This window comes from Serratia sp. CY82433 (assembly GCF_052166535.1).
Taxonomy (GTDB): domain Bacteria; phylum Pseudomonadota; class Gammaproteobacteria; order Enterobacterales; family Enterobacteriaceae; genus Serratia; species Serratia sarumanii.
In genome coordinates, this window is the sequence record NZ_JBJNOR010000001.1 from 1,931,323 (window position 1) to 1,945,471 (window position 14,149).

The window sequence follows — 14,149 nt, forward strand, 5'->3', positions numbered from 1 at the left end:
CTCCTTAAATAACCGGTTTAATCGATGCGCCGCGGCCAATCGCATAGTAGGTAAAGCCACGATTCGCCAAACGCTCCGGATCGTACAGGTTACGTCCATCGAAGATCACCGGCTGTTTCAACGCACCCTTGATCACGTCGAAGTCCGGCGCGCGGAAATTCTGCCATTCGGTGCAAATCACCAGCGCATCGGCGCCGTGCAACGCAGCCTCTTTGGTGCCCATCAGTTTCAGATCGTCACGCTGGCCATAGATGCGCTGAACTTCGTTCATCGCTTCCGGATCGTAGGCTTGAACGGTGGCGCCGGCAGCCCACAGTTGCTCCATCAGCACGCGGCTGGAGGCTTCACGCATGTCATCGGTATTCGGCTTGAACGCCAGACCCCACAGTGCGAAGGTTTTGCCCTTCAAATCGCTGCCGAAATAGTCTTTGATAAAGCTGCTCAGCTTGTCTTTCTGTTGGTAGTTGACCTGCTCTACCGCCTGCAACAGCTTCGGTTGGTAACCGATCTGCTCCGCCGTGCGGATCAAGGCCTGCACATCTTTCGGGAAGCAAGAGCCACCGTAGCCACAGCCAGGGTAGATGAAGTGATAGCCGATGCGTGAATCGGAACCGATGCCCTGACGCACTTTCTCGATGTCCGCGCCCAGCATTTCCGCCAGGTTGGACATTTCGTTCATAAAGCTGATTTTGGTCGCCAACATGCAGTTGGCGGCGTATTTGGTCAGCTCCGCGCTGCGGATATCCATCATGATCATACGATCGTGATTGCGGTTAAACGGCTCGTACAGCTCGCGAATAGGTTCGATCACCTCTTTATTATCGGTACCGATCACGATGCGCTCAGGGCGCATGCAGTCAGCCACCGCAGCGCCTTCCTTCAGGAATTCAGGGTTGGACACCACGTCGAACGGCACGTTGCTGCCGCGCTTAGCCAGCGTTTCCGCCATCACCTGACGCACCTTGTCCGCCGTGCCGACCGGCACGGTGGATTTGTCGATCACCACTTTGCGATCGGTCATGTGCTCGGCGATGGTGCGCGCCACCGCGGTGACATATTTCAGATCGGCGGAGCCGTCCTCATCCGGCGGCGTGCCGACGGCGATAAACTGGATATTCCCGTGCGCCACGCCCGCTTTGGCATCGGTGGTGAAATGCAGGCGTCCGGCCTCATAGTTTTGCTGCACCAGCGGCGCCAGGCCCGGCTCAAAAATCGGGATATTCCCTTTTTTCAGGTTTTCGACTTTTCGCTCATCAACATCGATGCACATAACGTCATGGCCAACTTCAGCCAGCACCGCGGCCTGTACCAGCCCCACATAACCAATACCAAAAACTGTTACTTTCATGTGAAAATCCTAGTTTTTCAAATTAAGACGAAAGATCAAATTACTTCTTGTCAGCGGCAACAACCTGTTGCAGCCACTGAGAAAATTCTTTGCCCAGGCTGGCATGACGCATGCCGTACTCTACAAAAGCCTGCATGTAACCCAGTTTGTTACCGCAGTCATGGCTCACGCCTTTCAGGTGATACGCTTCCACCGTTTCCTGCTGCATCAGCATTTCGATGCTGTCAGTCAGCTGAATTTCATCGCCGGCGCCTGGAGGCGTTTTCGCCAACAGCGGCCAAATATCGGCGGACAACACGTAACGCCCGACAATCGCCAGGTTGGAAGGCGCTTTATCCGGCGACGGCTTCTCGACCACGCTGACCATCGGCGCGCTTTCGCCCGGTTGCAGATCGACGCCCTTGCAGTCGGCTACGCCGTAGTTTCCGACATCCTTATGCGGCACGGGTTCAACCATGATTTGGCTGACGCCGGTGGTTTCGAAGCGCTGCAGCATTTCGTGCAGGTTGTCTTTTTTCGGATCGGCGCTGTATTCATCGAGGATCACGTCAGGAAGCACCACCGCGACCGGCTCATCGCCCACCATCGGGTAGGCACACATAATTGCGTGCCCCAGGCCTTTGGCATTGCCCTGACGAACCTGCATCACGGTAACGCCTTTCGGGCAGATCGACTGCACTTCATCCAGCAATTGGCGCTTGACGCGTTTTTCCAGCATCGCTTCGAGTTCGAAACTGGTATCAAAATGGTTTTCGATCGAGTTCTTGGAGGAGTGGGTGACCAGCACAATCTCGTTAATCCCCGCCGCAATGCACTCATTGACGACGTATTGGATCAGCGGTTTATCAACCAGCGGCAGCATTTCTTTCGGAATGGCTTTGGTGGCCGGCAACATCCGCGTACCCAAGCCTGCAACCGGGATCACGGCTTTTCTGACTTTGCGATTTACAGCAGGCATTATTTCCTCTCTTAAAGCTAAGACGCTCATTTTATGAGCTTGGCTCGATATAAAAAAACCTTCGGAGTATACCAGCTTATACGCGCCGAGCATTAGCCGGAACACAAATAGAAAACATTTAGGACTATTACCCGTTCGGATAATCGGGAGAATAAATAAACGGTTTAATTACCGATAAGTGAATAGCTTAAGATCTCGCCGATCGCTGCCTGTTATTCAGCGCTGAGCATCAGCCGCAATCGGCCACCGCTGCCCCATACCTGACACTGCCAGGCGGCACAGCGCTGACTGATCTGATTCATGTAGGTAGCTCCCAGCGTCCCCAGCGGCACGCCGTTGTTCAGCTGGATTTGATTGTCACCGGTATTGACGTTGGCATGCAGCCCGGCGGAAACCAGGATCAGGTTTTTATTTTCGGCGTGATAATATCCCAACAACAGAGGGAATTGACCGTCTAATTTCCCCTGCCGCAATAATTGATTAACCTGCTTTAACAATGCCGACATTTGCGGCAGACGATGCTGTTGATTAGCCAGATGATCTTGCAGCAGCCCATTAAATAACGCGCGCAACAGCAAAGCCGCCAATACGCCATTATCGCCGGCGCGCGTGACGTCCAGGCAATAGAATGCCAGATCCTTTTCTGACAAGGCGGCGATATCCAGCACCAGGCCGGGATTTTCGCCGGTGGTTAACTGCCGATAGTTGATCCGGCAATGCGCAATGGTCTGCTGTACCGGCGGCTGCAATTGTTTAAGCAGTTTGACGGCTTCGGAAGGATTTTTGCTCAGCGCATCCCAATCCTGAAACAGTTCAACCTCTTCAATCGCCTGGGAGGTGAACATATTGGGGTATAAGCACGCCAGCACCGCTTCACGCAGGCGGTTGAGATCGGTCAGCGGCTTGAGCAGCACATCCTGCACGCCCAACCGCAGCACCTTGGCGATGTCCGCCATCTTGTCGGTGGCCGAGATCACCAGCACCGGGATCTGTACCCCCTGCAAACGCAGGTGTTCAACGAATTCGATACCGCCCATTTCCGGCATCGCGAGATCGCACAGGATCAGATCCGGCTTGAAGTCATCGACGGCACTCAACGCCTGTAAACCGTTGGTCGCCTCGCCGGTTTCAGCGCCCAGCGAGGCCAAATAACCGACCAGCACCGAACGAAAAACCTGTTCGTCCTCAACGATCAAGATGCGCTTGTGAGTAAGTGGTAATGCCATCAGCCGAGCCTCGTCCCTTTCCATAGTGTAATAGTGGCTCAAAAAGGTCACTTATGCTCGTCTGAAACAGACTGACCGCGCAATGCCAACCGAGAACCGAGAATTATCTATTTTTTATCAACGGCAACAACCGATCCAGTTGTTTTTCCACCGCCAGCAATCCCGCTTCGATCGCTTCATTGGCGCGGTGGAAATCCAGCGTCGAGATTTGCGGGCAAAAAGGTTGAATCAGCACATCCGGCGGATCGCTCGCCATCCGGTTGCGCTTCAGGCGATTTTCCAGCATTTGAATCGAGGTGCCCATGACCTCCATCGCCGTGGGCGCCGTCGCCGGTTTGCGCTGCCGCATTCTGCCGATGCGCTCCCGCAGACGCCCGCGCCAGGTGGCCGCAGGCGCATCTTCCGGGCTTTCTTCCTCGATACGTATCGAGAACAGATCCTGCTGCATCAGGTGCGCGTCATGCTGCAGATCGACCGCGATGACGATATCGGCGCCCATGGCGCGGCAAAGCGACACCGGCACCGGATTGACCACCGCGCCATCCACCAGCCAATAGCCGTCGGCCCACACCGGTGCCAACAGGCCAGGCATGCTGCAGGAGGCGCGTATCGCCTGATGAATATCGCCTTCGGTCAGCCACAGCTCACGCCCGGTGCTGAGATTGGTCGTCACGGCGCCGAACTTCAGCGCACATTCAGCGATATCATTGATCTTCAACAACTGTCCGACGGCGTTAAACACCCGCTCGCCGCGCAACAGGCCGCCACGGTGCCAGGAAAAATCCATCAGGCGAATCACGTCCCAATAGCTGAACGATCGCACCCACTGCTCCATCGCCGGCAGACGATGGCTGGCGAACGCCGCCCCCACCAACGCGCCGACGGAGCAACCGGCCACGATATCAACCTCAATCCCCAGTTTCTTTATCGCATTAATCACGCCGATGTGCGCCCAGCCTTTGGCCGAGCCCGCCCCCAGCGCCAGTCCGATCTTGATTTGCCGCATAGCGCCATCCTCGCGGTGAAAGGTGTTCTCTGCTTTCAGGGTAGATTGTCACTGACGAATATTGTTAGGTAACATATGCGCTAAATTCATTTTCTGCCTCGTGTTCTCAGGAGTTATTTTGCCCGAATCATGCCCATGCGGCAGCGGACAGGCGTATAACGCGTGCTGCGCCCCTTTTATCAGCGGCAATCAGCCGGCGCCTACGCCCGGTCAGCTGATGCGTTCACGCTTCACCGCCTACGTGAGTCATAACGTCGACTATCTGATCGCCACCTGGCACCCCGACTGCGGCGCCGAAGCGTGGCGCAATGCAATCGTCGACAGCTTTAAAAATACCGAATGGTTAGGCCTGACGATCGTGGAAGAGAAAGCCGGTCATGAGCCGGATGAAGGCTTCGTCGAATTCATCGCCCGCTTTATCGATGGCGAAAGCGGCGAACCACAGGCGATGCATGAACGCTCGCGCTTCCTTCGTCGCGATCAACGTTGGTATTATATCGACGGCACCAAACCCCAGCCCGGCAGAAATGCGATGTGTCCCTGTGGCTCAGGGAAAAAATACAAGAAGTGCTGCGGGCGCTAGCCGGCCGGCGCTTCACGTTTACGCCTGCGCAGACAGGCCGTTCAGTATCAGACAGGATCCTCAAACCCATGCCACACCAAAATGTACAACGGAAAGTGTTACGCACCATCTGCCCGGACGCCAAAGGGCTGATCGCCAAGATCACCAACATCTGTTACAAGCACGAACTCAATATCGTGCAGAATAATGAGTTCGTCGATCACCGCACCGGGCGTTTCTTCATGCGCACCGAGCTGGAAGGCATTTTCAACGACAACACGCTGCTGGCCGATCTGGACAGCGCGCTGCCGGAAGGTTCGCTGCGTGAGCTGCACAGCACCGGGCGCCGGCGCATCGTGGTGCTGGTCACCAAAGAGGCCCACTGCCTGGGCGATCTGTTGATGAAAAGCGCCTATGGCGGCCTCGACGTTGAAATCGCCGCCGTGATCGGCAACCACGACACGCTGCAATCGCTGGTGGAGCGTTTCGATATTCCTTTCCATCTGGTGAGCCACGAAGGCCTGACGCGTGAACAGCATGACCGCGAAATGACGGCCAAGATCGATCAATATCAGCCGGATTACGTGGTGCTGGCCAAATATATGCGCGTGCTGACCCCGGCCTTCGTGCAACATTACCCGAATCAGGTGATCAACATTCACCATTCGTTCCTGCCGGCGTTTATCGGCGCGCGCCCTTATCACCAGGCCTATGAGCGCGGGGTAAAAATCATCGGCGCCACCGCCCACTACGTTAACGACAATCTCGACGAAGGCCCGATCATCATGCAGGACGTGATCCACGTCGATCACACCTATTCCGCCGAGGATATGATGCGCGCCGGCCGCGACGTGGAGAAAAACGTGCTTAGCCGCGCGCTGTATCAGGTGCTGGCGCAGCGCGTCTTCGTCTACGGCAACCGCACCGTTATTCTCTAATCGCTCAATAAATCGGTGCATTTCGTTCAGGGATGCACCGCCAAGAATAAAAAAACGGCAAACGATTCATTTTCTGCATTTCAATGCTTTACACATCCGCTTCATTTGATATGATGCGCCCCGCTTACCGAGACAGCGCTCTCGCAAGCAAGGCCAGTTAAATAGCCATGTATATGGTGGGGTTCCCGAGCGGCCAAAGGGAGCAGACTGTAAATCTGCCGTCACTGACTTCGAAGGTTCGAATCCTTCCCCCACCACCATCTTCTCTCCGCCAGGAGCGAGGACGCAGTAAAGAAACCGGCCAGGTTTCTTCCGGATAAAACTGGAACGACAATTTGTAAATCCATGAATACCATGGTGGGGTTCCCGAGCGGCCAAAGGGAGCAGACTGTAAATCTGCCGTCACAGACTTCGAAGGTTCGAATCCTTCCCCCACCACCATCTCTTTATAGAAAACCCCAAATAAACTTAAAGCACATCGCCTCCATAATGCTCCGCACCGGGGAAGGATGAGAAGCTTCGACAAGGTTCGAGTCTCACGCAGTGAGACAACGCGCTTCAGCGCGGCCCGCAGGGTGAGTCGCGCAGCGACGAATTATCCTTCCCCCACCACCATCTCTTTATAGAAAACCCCAAATAAACTTAAAGCACATCGCCTCCATAATGCTCCGCACCGGGGAAGGATGAGAAGCTTCGATAAGGTTCGAGTCTCACGCAGTGAGACAACGCGCTTCAGCGCGGCCCGCAGGGTGAGTCGCGCAGCGACGAATCATCCTTCCCCCACCACCATCTCTTGCAGAACATTTCCAAATCGACTCATTATCCTCGCACCAATAAAACTCAAGCTATCTTCCCTTATTCACCGCTTTCACCCAGCCGTTTTGTTTGCTCTCATCCAACCGTAACTTGAACTAAGACCGACAATTCGCTATACCACTGGCTTCTTTAGTGCAGTAAGGAACAGGTGGATGCGAAACAATATTTGCGTTTTTTGTGGCGCCAGCGAAGGCGTCAATCCCGCTTATGCCGAGCAGGCTCGTCAACTGGGGCAGCTGCTGGCCGCACAGGGGCGCCGTTTAATCTACGGCGGCGGCAAAAAAGGATTGATGGGGATCGTGGCGGACGCGGTGTTGGCGGCGGGCGGTGAAGCTGTCGGCATTATCCCCGAGCGCCTGGTTGAAGCGGAAACCGCGCATCGCGGCCTGACTGAATTGGAAGTGGTGCCGGATATGCACACGCGCAAAGCCCGTATGGCGGCGCTGGCGGACAGTTTTATCGCCCTGCCCGGCGGCATCGGCACGCTGGAAGAGCTGTTTGAAATCTGGACCTGGGGGCAAATCGGCTATCACAACAAACCGGTCGGCCTGCTCAACGTCAACGGGTTCTACCGCCCGCTGAGCCAGTTCCTCGAGCACGTCGCCGATCAGGGCTTTATGCGCCACGACTACCTCGGCACCCTGCACATCAGTGAATCGGCGCAAACGCTGCTGCAACAGTTTGACGACTATCAACCCAAAAATTACGACCGCTGGGCGAAATAAAGCCGCTGCGCAGCCAGCGGTCCCGCCGCTGTCTGCGTTACATTTCCCGCCAAACTCTGCTACTATCACAGCACATTTTTATCGTGAAAACGGCACCGCTCATGAAGTTTGTCTCTTTTAATATCAATGGACTGCGCGCGCGTCCGCATCAGCTGGCGGCAATTATCGAACAGCACCAGCCCGACGTGATCGGCCTGCAAGAAACGAAAGTTCACGACGACATGTTCCCGCTGGAAGAAGTCAGCCAGCACGGCTATCACGTGTTCTACCACGGGCAAAAAGGCCATTACGGCGTGGCGCTGCTGACCAAAGCGGAGCCTCTGGCCGTGCGCCGCGGTTTCCCGACCGATGAAGAAGATGCGCAGCGTCGCATCATCATGGCCGATCTGGCTACGCCGCAGGGCACGCTGACGGTGATCAACGGCTACTTCCCGCAAGGTGAAAGCCGCGACCACCCGATCAAATTCCCGGCTAAAACACGCTTTTATCAGGATCTGCAAAACTACCTGGAGCAGCAGCTGTCGGCGGAATCCCCGGTGTTGATCATGGGTGACATGAACATCAGCCCAAGCGATTATGACATTGGCATCGGCGAAGACAGCCGCAAACGCTGGCTGCGCACCGGCAAGTGTTCCTTCCTGCCGGAAGAGCGCGAATGGATGGAGCGCCTGCTGAACTGGGGGCTGGTGGACACCTACCGCCACGCCAACCCGGGGCGCAACGACGAATTCTCGTGGTTCGACTACCGTTCCAAAGGGTTCGACGACAACCGCGGCCTGCGTATCGATCTGCTGCTGGCCAGCACCCCTCTGGCTTCGCGCTGCATCGCCACCGGCATCGATTACCAAACCCGCAGCATGGAAAAACCTTCCGACCATGCGCCGGTCTGGGCGGAATTTACGCTGTAATCCCATCACCCCGGCGCTCGCCGGGGTTTTACTCTGTGAAGCCAATGAAAATTATCGACGTGGTAGCCGCTATTCTGGAACAGAACGGCCACATTTTACTGGCCCAGCGCGGCACAGGCAGCGATCAGGCCGGTCTGTGGGAGTTTCCCGGCGGCAAGGTTGAAGCCGGCGAAAGCCAGCCAGAGGCGCTGGCGCGCGAGCTGGATGAAGAGTTGGGGATTTGCGCCCGTATCGGCGACCATGTGGGCAGCAATCAGTGGCAGCAAGGCGAACGCCTCATCCGGCTGCATGCCTGGCGAGTCGCGGAGTTCTCCGGTGAATTGCAGCTGCATTGCCACTCGGCGCTGGTCTGGGTCACGCCGCAACAGGCGCAGGAATACGCCCTGGCGCCCGCCGACGTTCCACTGCTGGCGGACTATATCGCCGCGCAAGGCGATGCGCGCTGAGCGCGGCGATAGGTTACATCGTCACTTCTTCAATCGCACCCAAATCAAGGGGTTGGTGCCGATGGTGTTAGGCTCACGCACGCACTGCAGCACTTCCCCTTCGACTTTGAGCACCGCCCCTTCGGAATAATTCTGGTTCTGGTAGACGCAACAGCGGTTGCAGGGCTGCGCCGGCGGCGGGTTGACGCCGTTTTTGGCCGTGCCCCAAATCTCCGGCGAAACCGGCAACACCACGTCCACATCGCCGCGATTGGCGGCGGCCAGGCCGGAAAACGCCAAGACAGCGGCGGCTAAAACCCCACTGAGTCCATGCTTCATTCACTCTTCTCCTGCGCCTTGCCGGCGCTTTTCCTGCGTTTTTTGCCCCCGCTGGAAGGCGGCGGCGGCAACCCACGAAACGCCATGCTCGCCCGGCTCTGCTTGGCCTGATAAATCAGCTCTTGCAGCGTGCCGACCAACGGCTGCATAAAGTCCTGATAGCGGCAGGATTTCTCGCTGATTTGCGTCAGCGTGGCTTCCCAGTTGGCCGTCATATCAGGACGCGCAGCAAGATCCGGCAGCGAGTGAATCAACGCGCGCCCGGTTTCGCTGGAGTGAATATAGCGCCCCTTCTTGTACAGAAACGCCCGTTTGAACAGCAATTCGATGATCCCCGCTCGCGTCGCTTCCGTACCTAAACCATCGGTCGCCCGCAGGATTTTCTTTAACGCTTTATCTTGTACGAACCGCGCGATGCCGGTCATGGCCGACAACAGGCTGGCGTCGGTAAACGGCCGCGGCGGCTGCGTCTGGCGTTCCACCACTTCACCGCGCTCGCACAGCAGCTCATCGTCCTTGGCCACCACCGGCAGCGGCGCGCCTTCGTTTTCCTCGTCGCGCTCCTTGCTGCCCAGCAGCGTACGCCAACCGGCCTCCGCCAGGAAACGCGCCTTGGCGATGAATTTGCCGCCGGCGATATCCAGCTCGATCACGCATTTGCGGAACACCGCATCCGGACAGAACTGCATCAAGTACTGGCGCGCCACCAGCCCATACACATTCCGTTCATCCTGCGTCAGATTCACCTTGCCGGCGCGGGCGGTGGGAATAATGGCGTGGTGCGCATCGACCTTTTTATCGTCCCAGCAGCGGTTGCGGCGATCGCTGTCGATCACCGGCTGCGGATACAGCTCAGGCTGGTGCACGCTAATGGCGTTCAGCACCGCGTGGCGGCCGGCGAAATGTTCTTCCGGCAGATAGCGGCAGTCGGAACGCGGATAGGTGATCAATTTGTGGGTTTCGTACAGCCGCTGGCAAACGTCCAGCACCTGTTGCGCGCTGAGGTTATAGCGCCGGGCCGCCTCGATTTGCAGCGTAGAGAGCGAGAACGGCAGCGGCGCGGTATCTGATTCCCGTTTATCATTATAGGACGTGACCAGGGCAGGCTGCCCCTCGATGCGCTTGACCACGTGCTCCGCCAACGGCCGGTGCAGCAAACGCCCCTCTTCATCCTGATAAGGTTCGCAGGACTCGCTGGGTTGCCACAGCGCCACAAAGCGCTCTTCTTTCGGCGTGACGATGTGCGCCTTGACCTCAAAGAAGTCTTTTGGCACGAAGTTTTCGATCTCTTCATCGCGGCGCACCACCAATCCGAGCACCGGGGTCTGCACCCTGCCCACCGACAGCACGCCGTCGTAACCGGCGTTGCGGCCCAGCAGCGTGTAGGCGCGGGTCATATTGATGCCGTACAGCCAGTCGGCGCGCGAACGCGCCAGCGCAGACACGCACAACGGAATGAAATCACGGTTGTCGCGCAGACGCTCGACAGCACGCTCCACCGCCTGCGGATTGAGATCGTTGATCAGACAACGGCGCACGTTCTGGCGCTTCTCCGCCGTCAAATCCAGGTAGTCCAGCACCTCATCCACCAGCAGTTGCCCCTCGCGATCCGGGTCACCGGCGTGAACCACTTCATCGGCTTCGAGCAGCAACTTTTTAATCGCGTTGAGCTGTTTGCTGACCGAAGGGCGTGGCTGCAAGCGCCATTTTTCGGGGATGATTGGCAGATCCGCCAACGACCAGCGCGCATAGCGGCTGTCATAGGCGTCAGGCTGGGCCTGCTCCAACAGATGGCCGACGCACCAGGTCACCACGTCGTTGTTGCCACAGGCGATATAGCCGTCGCCGCGGCGATGCGGCTTGGGCAAGACGTCGGCAATGGCGCGCGCCAAACTCGGTTTCTCGGCTATGAACAGTCGCATTAATCACCGTTTTTCTGGCTGAACGTCATCAAGAATTCTCTTACTTCTGCATAGTTCCCGCGGAAGACGATCCGCTGGGCTTTCTTTTCCAACTGATAGCAATACATCGGATCGTAGTACTGCTGCAACAGAGGCGCCAACCACTCGCGGTGCACGTCGCCCTGGCCGCTGAGGCGCTGCGCCCGCAGCGCCGCCTCCAGCCGCTGCGTCAACTGCTGGAAGCGCTCCAGGCCCAAACGGCGGCGAATGGCGAACAGGCCATGATGCAAATAGTCGTCGTACTGCCGCCAGCCCTCTTCCATGCCATAGGCCTGTTCGAACTGTTCGCGCATACCGTCGATATATTCGGCCTGCAGGCGCGCCAGACGAATATCGAACGGATCGTCGATCACCGCCACCGGCGCCTGCTGCATGCCGTTGAACAACGGCAACGGCAGATTGTTGCTGCCGATGATCCGCCCTTCGTCTTCCAGCACCCAACGGCGGCTGCCACCATGCTGTTTTTTCAGCAATAACACAGCCAGACGATTCTCAAAATCTATCTGCGAGCTCTGCCCCGCCAGCGTTCGGCCAAAAGATGAACCGCGATGGCGCGCCGCGCCTTCCAGATCGACGCCGTCGGCCAGTTCGTTGACCAGCAGCGTCTTGCCGCTGCCGGTATTGCCGCCCACCAGGGCCATCGGCAATTGCGCGCTTTGCGTCAGTACACCGAGCAGATAATTGCGCAGCGCCTTATAACCGCCAGTGATACGCGGATAATCCACGCCGGCCTCGTGCAGCCATTGCTGCACCAGCTGCGAGCGCAGCCCGCCGCGGAAGCAGTAAATATAGCCTTCGGGCCGCGCTGCGCAGGCCGCCAGCCAGGCGGCGGTGCGCTGTTCGCGCAGTTTGCCGTTCACCAGGCTGTGGCCGAGCGCGATCGCCGCCTGCTGCCCATGCTGCTTATAGCAGGTGCCGACAGCCTGGCGTTCGCTGTCGATCATCAGCGGTAAATTCACCGCCTGTGCGAAGGCGCCCTGCTGAAATTCGATCGGTGCGCGCACGTCAATCAGCGGCACGTCCTGCAGGAAAATGCGTGGGTAATCGTCGCTGTCCGGCCTTCCTTGCATGTGGGACACTACACGACCTCGATCAGCGGCTTACCGGCCGATGCCACATGCAGCTCACCGATGGCGTTGAGGGTGATACCGTGCTGCCCGGCAATCGCCAGCACCTGCGCTTCCGCCTCTGGCAATACCGCCAACAGCAAACCGCCAGAGGTTTGTGGATCGCACAGCAGCTGGCGCTGCAAATCGCTCATCTCGCCCACCAGATGGCCATAGCTGTCGAAGTTGCGCCCGGTGCCGCCCGGCACGCACCCTTCGGCGATATACGCTTCGACGTCCGGCAGCTTCGGCACCCGATCGAACCAGACCGTCGCCTGCAGACCGGAGCCCTGGCACACCTCGCTCAGGTGGCCCAGCAGGCCAAAACCGGTGATATCGGTCATCGCCGTGACGCCCGCCACCTCGGCAAAATCGGCGCCCGGCTTGTTCAGGCGGCACATCACTTCGGTCGCCAGGCCCTGATGCTCAGGGCGCAGTTTGCTTTGTTTCTCGGCGGTCGTGAGCACGCCGATGCCCAGCGGCTTGGTCAGATAGAGTTTCGCCCCGGCCTGTGCCGCGCTGTTTTTCTTCACCCGCTCGGTATTGACCACGCCGGTGACCGCCAGGCCGAAAATAGGTTCCGGCGCATCGATGGAATGGCCGCCGGCCAGCGCGATCCCCGCCTGCTGGCAGGCGAAACGGCCGCCGTCGATCACCTGCTGCGCCACCTCCGGCGGCAGCTTGGCGATCGGCCAGCCGAGAATGGCGATCGCCATGATCGGTTTGCCGCCCATCGCATACACGTCGCTGATAGCGTTGGCGGCCGCAATGCGGCCGAAATCGAACGGATCGTCGACGATCGGCATGAAAAAGTCAGTGGTGCTGATGATGCCGACGCCGTTGCCGATGTCGTACACCGCCGCGTCGTCGCGGGTTTCATTGCCGACCAGCAGGCGCGAATCGACAAACTTTTCCCGCTCGCTGTGCAAGATGGTTTCGAGAACTTTCGGTGAGATTTTGCAGCCGCAGCCAGCGCCATGGCTGTACTGGGTTAAACGGATCGCTGGCGATGTCATAGTCCACTCCCTTCGGTAACGGCACTCAAGATAACATAGGGTAGCGCTTGCCGAAGGGATTGATAAGAGCGCGCCAGCGATAAGCGAACGGCCTGCTCAGAAACCATGCGATTTTGCGGGGTTTGGCGCATTTTCGCCGCGCCCCGCGGGAGAAAACTCAGAAATAGCTGACGAAAGGCGTGCTGTCCGGCGGCGTCACCTTGGTGGCGGCCTTCAGCTGCGGCGTGCCCAGATAGAGGAAACCGACGATCTCGTCCTGCTCGCGGCAGCCGAAGGCTTCGCGCACCAGCGCATGCTCGGTCCAGGCGCCGGTGCGCCAGATGCCGTTAAAGCCCTGCGCCAGCGCCGCCATCTGCATCGCCTGCACCGCGCAACCGGCGGAAACCACCTGCTCCCAGCGCGGCACCTTGGTCTCTTCAGTGCAGTGCGCAATGACGGTGATGATCAGCGGCGCGCGGAACGGCGCCTTGGTGGCCTTTTCGATCGCCGCTTCGTCCAGTTGATCCTGTTTCGCCGCCGCCTGCAGCAGCTGGCTGAAGCGCTCCAGACCCTGATTTTCGATCATCACGAAACGCCACGGCTGCAGCGCGCCGTGATCGGGCGCACGCAGGCCCGCGTTGATGATATTTTGGCGCACTTCCCCCGCCGGCGCCGGTTCCGCCAGGCGCGAAGCCGAGCGGCGATTCAATAAAAGATCCAGAGCATCCATCGTAAACTCCTGATAACAATTTTCATTCCGGCCACGTTAACATAGCTAAACGACGAGTTACAGCCTCGGCGATAGCGTCTGTGTGCCACGATTTAAAGCTGACATT

General features: G+C 58.2%; 14 protein-coding genes, 2 tRNA genes and 2 other RNA genes. 9 read left to right on the forward strand and 9 right to left on the reverse strand.

The window, feature by feature from the left end; genetic code table 11:
- Positions 1-4 precede the first annotated feature (4 nt).
- The 4 genes from ACJ8PI_RS09335 to rssA form a co-directional block, all read right to left on the reverse strand.
- Positions 5-1,348, reverse strand: coding sequence for a UDP-glucose dehydrogenase family protein (locus ACJ8PI_RS09335; protein WP_033634791.1), 1,344 nt, complete (start codon positions 1,346-1,348; stop codon positions 5-7).
- 40 nt (positions 1,349-1,388) lie between these two features.
- Entirely contained in the window at positions 1,389-2,306 is a 918-nt protein-coding gene (galU, locus tag ACJ8PI_RS09340; RefSeq protein ID WP_033634792.1) for a UTP--glucose-1-phosphate uridylyltransferase GalU, read from the reverse strand.
- 212 nt (positions 2,307-2,518) lie between these two features.
- Positions 2,519-3,532, reverse strand: a complete 1,014-nt coding sequence (gene rssB / locus ACJ8PI_RS09345; protein ID WP_033634794.1) for a two-component system response regulator RssB — start codon at positions 3,530-3,532, stop codon at positions 2,519-2,521.
- A 103-nt stretch (positions 3,533-3,635) separates the two neighbouring features.
- The gene (rssA, locus tag ACJ8PI_RS09350) at positions 3,636-4,538 is read right to left on the reverse strand and encodes a patatin-like phospholipase RssA (protein WP_041035415.1); all 903 of its coding nucleotides are present in this window, start codon (positions 4,536-4,538) and stop codon (positions 3,636-3,638) included.
- 118 nt (positions 4,539-4,656) lie between these two features.
- On the opposite strand from rssA, the gene ACJ8PI_RS09355 reads away from it, so the two are divergent.
- From ACJ8PI_RS09355 to ACJ8PI_RS09395, 9 genes are all read left to right on the forward strand, one after another.
- The gene (locus ACJ8PI_RS09355) at positions 4,657-5,121 is read left to right on the forward strand and encodes a YchJ family protein (protein WP_033634796.1); all 465 of its coding nucleotides are present in this window, start codon (positions 4,657-4,659) and stop codon (positions 5,119-5,121) included.
- Positions 5,122-5,189: 68 nt separating this feature from the next.
- Entirely contained in the window at positions 5,190-6,038 is an 849-nt protein-coding gene (purU, locus tag ACJ8PI_RS09360) for a formyltetrahydrofolate deformylase (protein ID WP_016927485.1), read from the forward strand.
- Between the two features lie 175 nt (positions 6,039-6,213).
- Positions 6,214-6,298: transfer RNA gene (locus ACJ8PI_RS09365), tRNA-Tyr, on the forward strand.
- Between the two features lie 96 nt (positions 6,299-6,394).
- Positions 6,395-6,479: transfer RNA gene (locus ACJ8PI_RS09370), tRNA-Tyr, on the forward strand.
- Positions 6,480-6,526: 47 nt separating this feature from the next.
- A non-coding RNA gene (locus ACJ8PI_RS09375) (RtT sRNA) lies at positions 6,527-6,653 on the forward strand.
- 47 nt (positions 6,654-6,700) lie between these two features.
- A non-coding RNA gene (locus tag ACJ8PI_RS09380) (RtT sRNA) lies at positions 6,701-6,827 on the forward strand.
- Between the two features lie 179 nt (positions 6,828-7,006).
- The gene (locus ACJ8PI_RS09385) at positions 7,007-7,579 is read left to right on the forward strand and encodes a TIGR00730 family Rossman fold protein (protein ID WP_004932190.1); all 573 of its coding nucleotides are present in this window, start codon (positions 7,007-7,009) and stop codon (positions 7,577-7,579) included.
- Between the two features lie 101 nt (positions 7,580-7,680).
- Complete coding sequence (gene xthA, locus ACJ8PI_RS09390) at positions 7,681-8,487, forward strand: exodeoxyribonuclease III (RefSeq protein ID WP_164097265.1); 807 nt, start codon at positions 7,681-7,683, stop codon at positions 8,485-8,487.
- 44 nt (positions 8,488-8,531) lie between these two features.
- Positions 8,532-8,933 (forward strand): pyrimidine (deoxy)nucleoside triphosphate diphosphatase, encoded by a 402-nt coding sequence (locus ACJ8PI_RS09395; protein ID WP_164134420.1) that lies wholly within the window; start codon positions 8,532-8,534, stop codon positions 8,931-8,933.
- A 21-nt stretch (positions 8,934-8,954) separates the two neighbouring features.
- Here ACJ8PI_RS09395 and ACJ8PI_RS09400 read toward each other — a convergent pair whose 3' ends face one another.
- The 5 genes from ACJ8PI_RS09400 to ACJ8PI_RS09420 form a co-directional block, all read right to left on the reverse strand.
- Positions 8,955-9,251 (reverse strand): YnjH family protein, encoded by a 297-nt coding sequence (locus tag ACJ8PI_RS09400; RefSeq protein WP_033634799.1) that lies wholly within the window; start codon positions 9,249-9,251, stop codon positions 8,955-8,957.
- Positions 9,248-11,173: a DNA topoisomerase III gene (locus ACJ8PI_RS09405; RefSeq protein ID WP_049196101.1), complete on the reverse strand. Its 1,926-nt coding sequence runs from the start codon at positions 11,171-11,173 to the stop codon at positions 9,248-9,250. Before ACJ8PI_RS09405 ends, ACJ8PI_RS09400 begins: the two co-directional genes overlap by 4 nt.
- Positions 11,173-12,282: a tRNA 2-selenouridine(34) synthase MnmH gene (gene mnmH, locus ACJ8PI_RS09410; RefSeq protein WP_164097264.1), complete on the reverse strand. Its 1,110-nt coding sequence runs from the start codon at positions 12,280-12,282 to the stop codon at positions 11,173-11,175. The genes ACJ8PI_RS09405 and mnmH overlap by 1 nt, the downstream gene beginning before the upstream one ends.
- Positions 12,283-12,290: 8 nt before the next feature.
- On the reverse strand, positions 12,291-13,334 hold the full coding sequence (gene selD, locus ACJ8PI_RS09415; RefSeq protein WP_319861153.1) for a selenide, water dikinase SelD: 1,044 nt from the start codon (positions 13,332-13,334) through the stop codon (positions 12,291-12,293).
- 157 nt (positions 13,335-13,491) lie between these two features.
- On the reverse strand, positions 13,492-14,043 hold the full coding sequence (locus tag ACJ8PI_RS09420) for an NAD(P)H nitroreductase (RefSeq protein WP_004932204.1): 552 nt from the start codon (positions 14,041-14,043) through the stop codon (positions 13,492-13,494).
- Positions 14,044-14,149: the final 106 nt, after the last annotated feature.

What these genes read in the sequence shown, in the direction of transcription:
- selD (WP_319861153.1), bottom strand. Translation starts at nt 13,334, where the DNA reads ATGACATCGCCAGCGATCCGTTTAACCCAGTACAGCCATGGCGCTGGC.
- ACJ8PI_RS09400 (WP_033634799.1), bottom strand. Translation starts at nt 9,251, where the DNA reads ATGAAGCATGGACTCAGTGGGGTTTTAGCCGCCGCTGTCTTGGCGTTT.
- ACJ8PI_RS09395 (WP_164134420.1), top strand. Translation starts at nt 8,532, where the DNA reads ATGAAAATTATCGACGTGGTAGCCGCTATTCTGGAACAGAACGGCCAC.
- purU (WP_016927485.1), top strand. Translation starts at nt 5,190, where the DNA reads ATGCCACACCAAAATGTACAACGGAAAGTGTTACGCACCATCTGCCCG.
- xthA (WP_164097265.1), top strand. Translation starts at nt 7,681, where the DNA reads ATGAAGTTTGTCTCTTTTAATATCAATGGACTGCGCGCGCGTCCGCAT.
- rssB (WP_033634794.1), bottom strand. Translation starts at nt 3,532, where the DNA reads ATGGCATTACCACTTACTCACAAGCGCATCTTGATCGTTGAGGACGAA.
- ACJ8PI_RS09385 (WP_004932190.1), top strand. Translation starts at nt 7,007, where the DNA reads ATGCGAAACAATATTTGCGTTTTTTGTGGCGCCAGCGAAGGCGTCAAT.
- ACJ8PI_RS09405 (WP_049196101.1), bottom strand. Translation starts at nt 11,173, where the DNA reads ATGCGACTGTTCATAGCCGAGAAACCGAGTTTGGCGCGCGCCATTGCC.
- galU (WP_033634792.1), bottom strand. Translation starts at nt 2,306, where the DNA reads ATGCCTGCTGTAAATCGCAAAGTCAGAAAAGCCGTGATCCCGGTTGCA.
- ACJ8PI_RS09335 (WP_033634791.1), bottom strand. Translation starts at nt 1,348, where the DNA reads ATGAAAGTAACAGTTTTTGGTATTGGTTATGTGGGGCTGGTACAGGCC.
- ACJ8PI_RS09420 (WP_004932204.1), bottom strand. Translation starts at nt 14,043, where the DNA reads ATGGATGCTCTGGATCTTTTATTGAATCGCCGCTCGGCTTCGCGCCTG.
- rssA (WP_041035415.1), bottom strand. Translation starts at nt 4,538, where the DNA reads ATGCGGCAAATCAAGATCGGACTGGCGCTGGGGGCGGGCTCGGCCAAA.
- mnmH (WP_164097264.1), bottom strand. Translation starts at nt 12,282, where the DNA reads ATGCAAGGAAGGCCGGACAGCGACGATTACCCACGCATTTTCCTGCAG.